The sequence below is a fragment of the Hydrogenophaga sp. genome (assembly GCF_041633695.1).
Classification (GTDB): Bacteria; Pseudomonadota; Gammaproteobacteria; order Burkholderiales; family Burkholderiaceae_C; genus Hydrogenophaga.
Genome location: NZ_JBFJMY010000169.1, coordinates 1 through 8510, shown reverse-complemented (window position 1 = coordinate 8510; position 8510 = coordinate 1). Strand labels below are relative to the sequence as shown.

Annotated in this window: 10 protein-coding genes; 9 read left to right on the top strand and 1 reads right to left on the bottom strand. The window is 68.2% G+C overall.

Annotation, left to right across the window (positions count from 1 at the left end; genetic code table 11):
• On the top strand, nucleotides 1-746 hold a 746-nt coding region (locus ABYB95_RS11965; protein ID WP_372658769.1), incomplete at its 5' end, for an MBL fold metallo-hydrolase.
• Between the two features lie 7 nt (nucleotides 747-753).
• Here the strand turns inward: ABYB95_RS11965 and ABYB95_RS11960 are convergent.
• Nucleotides 754-2184: a PLP-dependent aminotransferase family protein gene (locus ABYB95_RS11960; protein WP_372658771.1), complete on the bottom strand. Its 1431-nt coding sequence runs from the start codon at nucleotides 2182-2184 to the stop codon at nucleotides 754-756.
• A 301-nt stretch (nucleotides 2185-2485) separates the two neighbouring features.
• On the opposite strand from ABYB95_RS11960, the gene ABYB95_RS11955 reads away from it, so the two are divergent.
• From ABYB95_RS11955 to ABYB95_RS11920, 8 genes are read left to right on the top strand one after another with little or no spacing between them, the layout of a single operon-like run.
• A complete protein-coding gene (locus ABYB95_RS11955) occupies nucleotides 2486-3115 on the top strand; it encodes a LysE family translocator (RefSeq protein ID WP_372658768.1) in 630 nt (209 codons plus the stop codon).
• Nucleotides 3112-4062: a DMT family transporter gene (locus ABYB95_RS11950; protein ID WP_372658767.1), complete on the top strand. Its 951-nt coding sequence runs from the start codon at nucleotides 3112-3114 to the stop codon at nucleotides 4060-4062. The genes ABYB95_RS11955 and ABYB95_RS11950 overlap by 4 nt, the downstream gene beginning before the upstream one ends.
• Nucleotides 4059-4394 (top strand): cupin domain-containing protein, encoded by a 336-nt coding sequence (locus ABYB95_RS11945; protein WP_372658766.1) that lies wholly within the window; start codon nucleotides 4059-4061, stop codon nucleotides 4392-4394. The genes ABYB95_RS11950 and ABYB95_RS11945 overlap by 4 nt, the downstream gene beginning before the upstream one ends.
• Nucleotides 4391-5575, top strand: coding sequence for a PLP-dependent aminotransferase family protein (locus ABYB95_RS11940; protein ID WP_372658765.1), 1185 nt, complete (start codon nucleotides 4391-4393; stop codon nucleotides 5573-5575). Before ABYB95_RS11945 ends, ABYB95_RS11940 begins: the two co-directional genes overlap by 4 nt.
• Before the next feature lie 2 nt (nucleotides 5576-5577).
• Nucleotides 5578-6201 (top strand): glutathione S-transferase family protein, encoded by a 624-nt coding sequence (locus ABYB95_RS11935; protein WP_372658770.1) that lies wholly within the window; start codon nucleotides 5578-5580, stop codon nucleotides 6199-6201.
• Between the two features lie 14 nt (nucleotides 6202-6215).
• The gene (locus ABYB95_RS11930; RefSeq protein ID WP_372658764.1) at nucleotides 6216-7187 is read left to right on the top strand and encodes a PhzF family phenazine biosynthesis protein; all 972 of its coding nucleotides are present in this window, start codon (nucleotides 6216-6218) and stop codon (nucleotides 7185-7187) included.
• 60 nt (nucleotides 7188-7247) lie between these two features.
• On the top strand, nucleotides 7248-7730 hold the full coding sequence (locus tag ABYB95_RS11925) for a cupin domain-containing protein (RefSeq protein WP_372658763.1): 483 nt from the start codon (nucleotides 7248-7250) through the stop codon (nucleotides 7728-7730).
• Nucleotides 7727-8425, top strand: a complete 699-nt coding sequence (locus ABYB95_RS11920; RefSeq protein ID WP_372658762.1) for a VOC family protein — start codon at nucleotides 7727-7729, stop codon at nucleotides 8423-8425. The genes ABYB95_RS11925 and ABYB95_RS11920 overlap by 4 nt, the downstream gene beginning before the upstream one ends.
• Nucleotides 8426-8510: the final 85 nt, after the last annotated feature.

Sequence of the window (8510 nt, the reverse complement as noted above, 5' to 3'; positions counted from 1 at the left end):
TGCTGCTCAACACCCATTTGCACAGCGACCACTGCGGCGGCAACGCCGCCCTGCAGCAAGCCTATCCCGGCGTGGCTACCCACATCCCACCGGGGCTGGCCCAGGCCGTGGCCGACTGGGACCCGGTGGCGCTCACCTTCCAGCCCACCGGGCAAGATTGCCCGCCCTTTCGCCACGACGCCCTGCTGCAACCGGGCTCGTCGGTCCGGCTCGGTGCTTGCGACTGGGAGGTGCACGCGGCCAAGGGCCACGACCCGCACGCGGTGCTGCTGTTCCAGGCCGAGCACCGGCTGCTGCTCTCGGCCGATGCCTTGTGGGAGCACGGTTTTGGCGTGGTGTTTCCGGAACTGGAAGGCGTGGACGCGTTTGACGAAGTGGCCGATACCCTGGACCTGATCGAGCGCCTGGACCCGGTGACGGTGGTGCCCGGCCACGGGCGGGTGTTCCAGGACGTGGCGGCGGCCTTGCAGCGCGCGCGCAGCCGCTTGAACAAATTCGTGACCGATCCGGCCAGCCACTTGCGCCACGGCTACAAGGTGCTGATCAAATTCAAGCTGCTCGAATGGCGGCAAATGGAGCTGGACGCGCTCTACCGCTGGTGCGAACAAACCCCGTATCTGCGCGCGGCGCTGCAAAAACAGGGCGGTGATCCGGTGGCGCAGCGGCGCTGGCTCGATGGCTTGCTGGCCGATCTGGCGCGCAGCCAGGCGTTGCGCATCGAAAACGGGCAAGTGTTCAACACCTGAACACCGGTCAGGTTTTGGCCACCAGCCGCTGGTACACCCGCCAGAACGCCGCGTCTTGCGAGGTCGCGAAATTGATGCGCATCAGGGTGCTGGGCGCGCGCGCGGCGTGGAACAGCCCGCCCGGCGCGATCAAATAACCTTCGTCCAGCAGGCGCTGCGCCAGCGCCTCGGTGTCCACGCCGGTATCGACCCAGCCAAACAGGCCGGCCGGTTCGGTGGCGAAACGGCAGCCGGCGGCCACCGCCAGCTTCACGCTGCGGTTGCGCGCGGCGTCGAGCCGGGTGCGGATGCGCTCGGCGTGGCGGCGCAGCTGCCCTTGCTCGATGCAGATCGCCAGCGCCCGCTCCAGCAGGCTGGGTGTGGTCAGGGTCGACAGCAGTTTGGTATCGAGCAGGCGCTCCACCCATTCCGGCGGCGCGGCCAGGTAGCCCACGCGCCAGTTGGGCGCCAGGATCTTGGCGAAACCGCTGATGTAAATGGTGCGCTGCAAGCCGTCGAGCACGCTCATGCGGGTCGCGTGTTCGGGCGCGATGTGGCTGTAGGTATCGTCTTCCACCACATAAAAACCGTGCTGCTGCGCCAGCTGCAAGACGCGGTGGGCGCTGGGTGGCGTGAGGCTGTAGCCGGTCGGGTTGTGCAGCACGCTCACGCTCACGAACAGCTTGGGCGCGTGCTCTTCGCAATAGCGCGCCATCACCGCCAGATCGGGGCCGGCCGGGCCACGCGGCACCGGCAGTATGCGCATGCCCAGGGCGTCGAGGCGGGCGAATTCCACCGCCCAGCCGGGCTCTTCCACCATCACACAATCGCCGCGTTTGACCAGGGTGCGGCTCACCAGATCGAGCGCGTGTGTGGCGCCCACGGTGGTGATGATCTGGCCCGGCTCGGCCGGCATGCCCAGGCTTTGCAAGCGCGTGGCCAGCACGCGGCGCAGGTGGCCGTCGCCCAGCGGCTCGCCGTAGCGCAAGGAGGCATCGTCCAGCGCCTTGCCCGAGCTGACGCGCCGCACCGCCGCCTGCATGAAGTGGCTCGCCATCCAATCGGGCGGCAGCACGCCCATGCCGGGCTGGGGCAGCTCACCTTGCTGGTGGAACATGCCCCGGATCAAGGTCGCGGCGTTGACCGGCGGCGGCCGACGGGCCACAGGGTTGCCCGGCACCCCCGGTGTGGTGCCACCGGGCGGCGGCACCGCCGCCGCCACGCTGCCAGCCGGCAAGCGCTGGCGCACAAAAAAGCCCCGGTTGCGCTGCGCCTGCACCAGACCCTGGGCCTGCAGCAAGTCGTACGCGGCCACCACGGTGGAGGGGCTGAGTTCGTGCTGCTCGGCGCACTGGCGCACGCTGGGCAGGCGCGCGCCGGGCGCCATCAAACGGTCGCGGATGCGGCTGGCGAAACGCTCGGCCAGTTGCTCGGCCAGGGTCTGGGCCGAATGCCGCATCAGCGCCGGCGCCGACACCACCGGCGCGACCTGGCCAGACAGGTCCAAGGCCGTGGGCTCGGGCGGAGGCGAAGCGGTGTCGGCGGGTTCGTGGGCGGTGGACTTCAACATGGCGGGGCGTTCCTGGGGCGGGCCGGTGCGGGGTGTGTGGACGTTGCCGACCACACAGTTTGTGATCTGACCTCTTGATCTGTATGGTCGGTGTATGGCTGGTTGAGGATAAAGTCTTTGTCATGACACCACAAGCCCCGGACCTTTTGCACGCCCCCGCCAGCTTGGGCGGGGACCGAGAGGCCGTGGCATGAACGCCGCCGAATTCAGCGCCTTGCTGGTGCTGGCTACCGCCAGCAGCTTCACCCCCGGACCCAACACCACGCTCTCGACCGCGCTGGCGGCCAATTTCGGCCTGCGCCACGCGCTGCGATTTGTCTGCGCGGTGCCCGTGGGTTGGGGCTTGATGCTGGCTTTGTGCTCTGCCGGTTTTGGCGCGCTGGTGCTGGCCGTGCCCAGCCTGCGTCTGGCCATTTTGTTGGGCGGTGTGGCCTACCTGCTGTGGCTGGCCTGGCAGCTGGCCGCCAGCCAGAGTCTGGCCCGTGTGCGCGCTGAAAGGCTGCAGGTCACGTTCAAGCAAGGCGTGTTGCTGCAGTTCCTGAACATCAAGGCCTGGATGTTCGCGCTGGCTGTGGTGGCCGGCTGGATCGCCGGACGGCCCGACGCCTCCACCCGCTTTCTGCAGGTGTTGCCGGTTTTGCTGGCGTTCGCCTTTTTCAGCAACCTGACCTACGCCAGCATGGGTTCGCTGCTGCGCGAATGGCTGGTGGTGGGCGCGCGCCTGCGGGTGTTCAACCGGGTGATGGCCAGCGCGTTGGCGCTCACCGCCGTCTGGATGTTGTTTCTGGGGTTGCAAACCCCTGCCGGAGCCGCCTCGTGAACCGCAGCGCCACCTTGGGGCTCGTGCCCAGCCAGCGCGACGAAACCCTGGGCCTGTGGCTGGGCCTGGTCGGTGTGATCGTGTTCGGCCTCACCCTGCCCATGACCCGGCTGGCCACCGGCAGCGCCGACGCGCCGCAACTCTCGCCCTGGTTCGTCACCTGGTCCCGTGCTGCGCTGGCGGGTGGCCTTTCGGTGGCCTACCTGCTGTGCACCCGCTCCCGCCTGCCCACGCTCGAACAAGGCAAATCGCTGGGGCTGGCGGTGTTGGGCAACGTGATCGGTTACCCCTTGCTGCTGGGCTGGGCGCTGCGCGCGGTCACGGCCAGCCACGCTGCCGTCATCACCGCCTTGTTGCCGCTGGTGACGGCAGCGGCGGCGGCCTGGTTGCTGCACCAGCGTGCGCGGCTGGGTTTCTGGTTGTTCGCCTTGCTGGGCAGCGTGCTGGTGGCGGCCTACAGTCTGCTGCGCGCCCACCAGCTGGGCCATGGCTTTGGCCTGGCATCGGCCGATCTGCTGCTGGTGGCGGCTGTGGTCGCGGCCTCGCTGGGCTACGTGGCGGGCGCCAAGGTGACACCGGCGCTGGGCGCGGAGCGTGTCATCAGCTGGATGTGCGTGATGGCCTTGCCGATCACGCTGCCGGGCACCTGGCTCACCTGGCCGGAGCAGGCCCAGGCCATCGCCTGGCCGTCCTGGCTGGCGCTGGTGTATGTGGGCGTGTTCTCCATGTGGGCCGGCTTTTTCGCCTGGTTCCGTGGCCTGGCGCTGGGTGGTGCCTTGCGCGTGAGCCAGATGCAATTGCTGCAACCGTTCATCAGCATCGTGGCCGCCGTGCCCTTGCTGGGTGAATCGCTGGACGCCACGACCCTGGGTTTTGCCATCGCTGTGGTATTCACCGTGTTCATGGGGCGGCGCATGGCGGCTCCACGCCCAGGTGTTGCCCCATGAAAGCCGACTTGGCCGCTGGCTTGCGGCAGCTTCCCGGTCCGCAAGGGGAGCGCTTTGCCACGTTGTTGCGGCACGGGACCATGCAGGTGGAGGTGTATGCACCGCAAGACCAGGATCCGCAACAGCCGCACGAGCAAGACGAGTTGTATTTTGTGCAAAGCGGGCAGGGCGAGTTTCTCAACGGTGGGCAGCGCCATCGCTTTGCACCGGGGGACGTGTTTTTTGTACCAGCGGGTCAGGTGCACCGCTTCGAACATTTCAGCAAGGACTTCGTGACCTGGGTCGTTTTTTACGGACCCAAGGGCGGAGAGCAAACAGGCAATCCAGCATGAGCACATGGACCTTGGCGCAACGCGCCCACAAGATGAACCCATCGGTGATCCGCGAGATCCTGAAGGTGACCGAAAAGCCCGGCATCATCAGTTTTGCCGGTGGCCTACCCTCACCCAAGACCTTTCCCATCGAGGCCTTTGCACAAGCCAGCGAGCGCGTGCTGCGCGAAGACGGCGCGGCGGCCCTGCAATACGCGGCCAGCGAAGGTTTTGCGCCCTTGCGCGAGCTGGTGGCCAAGAGCCTGCCGTGGGACGTGGACCCGGCCCAGGTGCTGATCACCACCGGTAGCCAGCAGGGGCTGGACCTGGTGGCCAAGGTCTTGATCGACGTGGGCAGCCGGGTGCTGGTGGAAACCCCCACCTACCTGGGCGCCCTGCAGGCGTTTGCACCCATGGAACCGGTGGTGGTGAGCGTGCACAGCGACGAGCAAGGCGTGGACCTGGACCACCTGGCGCAACAAATGGGAACGGGCAGCGATGCGGCCCGGTTTCTGTACGTGCTGCCCAATTTCCAGAACCCGACCGGGCGCAGCATGAGCGAAGCGCGCCGCGCGGCGCTGGTGGAGCGGGCCAGCGCGCTGGGCCTGCCGCTGATGGAAGACAACCCCTATGGCGACCTCTGGTTCGATACGCCGCCACCCGCGCCGCTGACCGCGCGCAACCCCGAGGGCTGCATCTACCTGGGCTCGTTTTCCAAAGTGCTGGCGCCCGGGTTGCGGCTGGGCTATCTGGTGGCACCCAAGTCCATCTTCCCCAAGCTGCTGCAGGCCAAGCAGGCGGCCGATCTGCACAGCCCTGGCTACAACCAGCGCATGGTGGTCGCGCTGATGCAGAACGGTTTTCTGGATGGCCATGTGCCCACCATCCGCAGCCTCTACAAGTCCCAATGCCAGGCCATGCTGGCCGCCCTGGCCCTGGAAATGGCGGGTCTGGGTGTTGAATGGAATGCGCCCGATGGCGGCATGTTCCTCTGGGTGCGCCTGCCCGAGGGTATGGACGCCGTCGAGCTGCTGCCCAAGGCGGTGGACAAGGGCGTGGCCTTTGTGCCCGGCGCCGCGTTTTACGCCGAGCAGGCCGATCCGCGCACCTTGCGCCTGTGTTTTGTGACCGCCAGCGTGGCGCAGATCCAGACCGGCATCGCCGCACTGGCTCAGGCCATTCGGGCTTTACAAGCGGCATGAGCATGTTGCGCATCTGGGGCCGCACCAGTTCCATCAATGTGCGCAAGGTGTTGTTGTGCGCCCAATGGCTGGGGTTGGACTTTGAGCGCGTGGACGCCGGTCTGGCCTACGGTGTGGTGGACACGCCCGGCTACCGCGCGCTCAACCCGAACGGCCTGGTGCCGACCTTGCAGGACGGCGACTTCACGCTGTGGGAGTCCAACGTCATCGTGCGCTATCTGTGCGCGCAATACGGTGGCGCCACCGGCTGGTACCCCGACGGTGTGCGCCAGCGCTTCGAGGCCGAACGCTGGATGGACTGGCAGCAGACCACCTTGAACCGCGCCGGGGGCCCGGCCTTCTTGCAGTGGATACGCACCCCGGCGCCGCAGCGCGATAGGCAGCTGATCGCGCAGTCGGTGGCGGCCACCGAACCGCTGTTCGGCGCGGTCGATGCGCAACTGGCCCGGCACGCCTTCATGGTCGGCGACACCCCGACCATGGCCGACCTGCCCATCGCCTGCGAGGTGCACCGCTGGTGGGGCTTGCCGCAGCCACGCCCGGCCTGGCCGCACATCGAACGCTGGTACGCCCACTGGCTGGCCCACCCGGCCAGCCGGGGTGTGCTCGACCTGCCTTTGTCCTGAAGAAAGAAGCGCCCATGACCTCCACAACCACAACCGCAACCGCTGCCGCCCGCCGCCCAAGAGCCTTTCAGCAGGTGGACGTGTTCACCACCACACCGTACCGGGGCAATCCGCTGGCGGTGGTGCTGGACGGCTCGGATCTCAGCACCGAGGCCATGCAGCACTTCACCAACTGGACCAACCTCTCGGAGTGCACGTTTCTGCTGCCACCGACCGACGAGGGCCGTGCCGCAGGCGCCGACTACCGGGTGCGCATCTTCTGCCCGGGGCGCGAACTGCCGTTTGCCGGCCACCCCACGCTGGGCAGTTGCCACGCCTGGTTGCAAGCCGGCAGTGTGCCGCGCGCCGAACACGTGGTGCAGGAGTGCGGCGTGGGCCTGGTGCGCATCCGCCGGGACGGCGGCGTCGCCGCCGGGCCGCCCCAAGGCGACGGCTCGCCCCCTCGGGGGGCAGCGACCCGCGCAGCGGCGGAGCGTGGGGGCATTGGTCGGCTCGCGTTCGCCGCGCCGCCGCTCATCAAGAGCGGCCCGCTGGACGAAGCCGACGTGGCCTTGATTGCGCGCGGCCTGGGTGTGGCGCGCAGCGACATCGTGGCCCACAGCTGGTGCAACAACGGGCCGAACTGGCGCGGTGTGATGCTCCGGAGCGCCGACCAGGTGCTGGCGCTGCAACCCGACGGCGCACTGCTCGCCGGGATGGATATCGGGGTCGTGGGTCCGCGCAATCCGGTCGGCGACACGGCGTTTGAAGTGCGCGCCTTCTTCCCCGGAAACGCCGGTCTGGTCGAAGACCCGGTCACCGGCAGCCTGAACGCCGCACTGGCGCAGTGGCTGATCGGCGCGGGTTTGGCGCCCGAGCGCTACGTGGCCGCGCAGGGCGCAGCCTTGCAGCGCGAAGGCCGTGTGCACATCGAGCGCGACGCCGATGGCACGATCTGGGTCGGCGGTTCGTCGGTGGGCTGCATAGAAGGCTCGGTGGTGCTGTAGCACGAAGTCCATGAACCTGGCGCACTGGCGCCGTACCCGCCTATTCAACTGGAGACGCCCATGTCCGACCCGCTCCGCCCCGTTGCCGTCAGCGCCGAACAGCTGCCCCCGCGCAGCAAGCCCTCGAACTACCCCGAGCCCTTCGCCTCGCGCATGGCCGGGCGTGAAAAGCGCGCTCTGGGCGATGTGTTTGGGTTGGCCAACTTCGGTGTCAACCTGACCCGGTTGGCGCCGAACGCGGTGTCCAGCTTGCGCCACGCGCACAGCCGCCAGGATGAATTCATCTACGTGCTGCAAGGCCATCCCACCCTGCACACCGACCATGGCCGCACTCTGCTCGGCCCGGGTGACTGCGCCGGGTTCAAGGCCGGCAGCGGCGACGCACATTGCCTGCGCAACGAAACCGAAGAAACCGTGGTCTACCTGGAAGTGGGCGACCGCACGCCGGGCGACCAGGGCAGCTACCCCGACGACGACCTGCGGGCCGTGATGCTGAACGGCCAATGGGCCTTCCAGCACAAAGACGGTACACCCTACCCATGAACGCCACGAACGCTGCCCTGGACCATCTGGTGATCGCCGCCACCACGCTGGAAGAAGGTGTGGCCTGGTGCGAAAACACGCTGGGTGTCACACCCGGACCCGGTGGCGAACACCCGCTCATGGGCACGCACAACCGCTTGCTGGCGCTGACCGTCCCCGGTGGCGCGCGCGCCTATCTGGAAATCATCGCCATCCAAGCCAGCGCCAAGCCCACGCGCGCAAGCGGCTTGAAGCGCTGGTTCGATCTGGACGACCTGGCGCTGCGCGAGCGCCTGGTGCGCCAGGGGCCAAGCCTCATCCACTGGGTGCTGGGTGTGCCGAACATCGCGACCGCCTGCGCCCGACTCGCCGCGCAGGGCCTGGACCGTGGCAGCGTGCTGCGGGCCAGCCGCGCCACGCCTGCGGGGCTGCTCGAATGGCAGATCAGCGTGCGCGACGATGGTCAGCGCCTCCTGGGTGGTTGCCTGCCGACCCTGATCCAGTGGGGTGCGGTGCATCCGCTGCACACCATGCCCAACAGTGGCCTGGCCCTGCAGGCCTTCGAACTCGCCACGCCCGAACCTGCGGCCTTGAACACCGCCCTGGCTGCGCTGGGCGCGCAAGCACTGGCGACGGTGCGCACCGGCCCCGCCGCCCTGCGCGCCACGCTGGCCACGCCGCGCGGCACCGTGGTGCTGACCTCTGGAGAACACTGAATGCTCACCCTGCCCGACATCGAAGCCGCCGCCCAAGTGGTGTACCGCGCATTCCCGGCCACGCCGCAATACCGCTGGGCCGGTT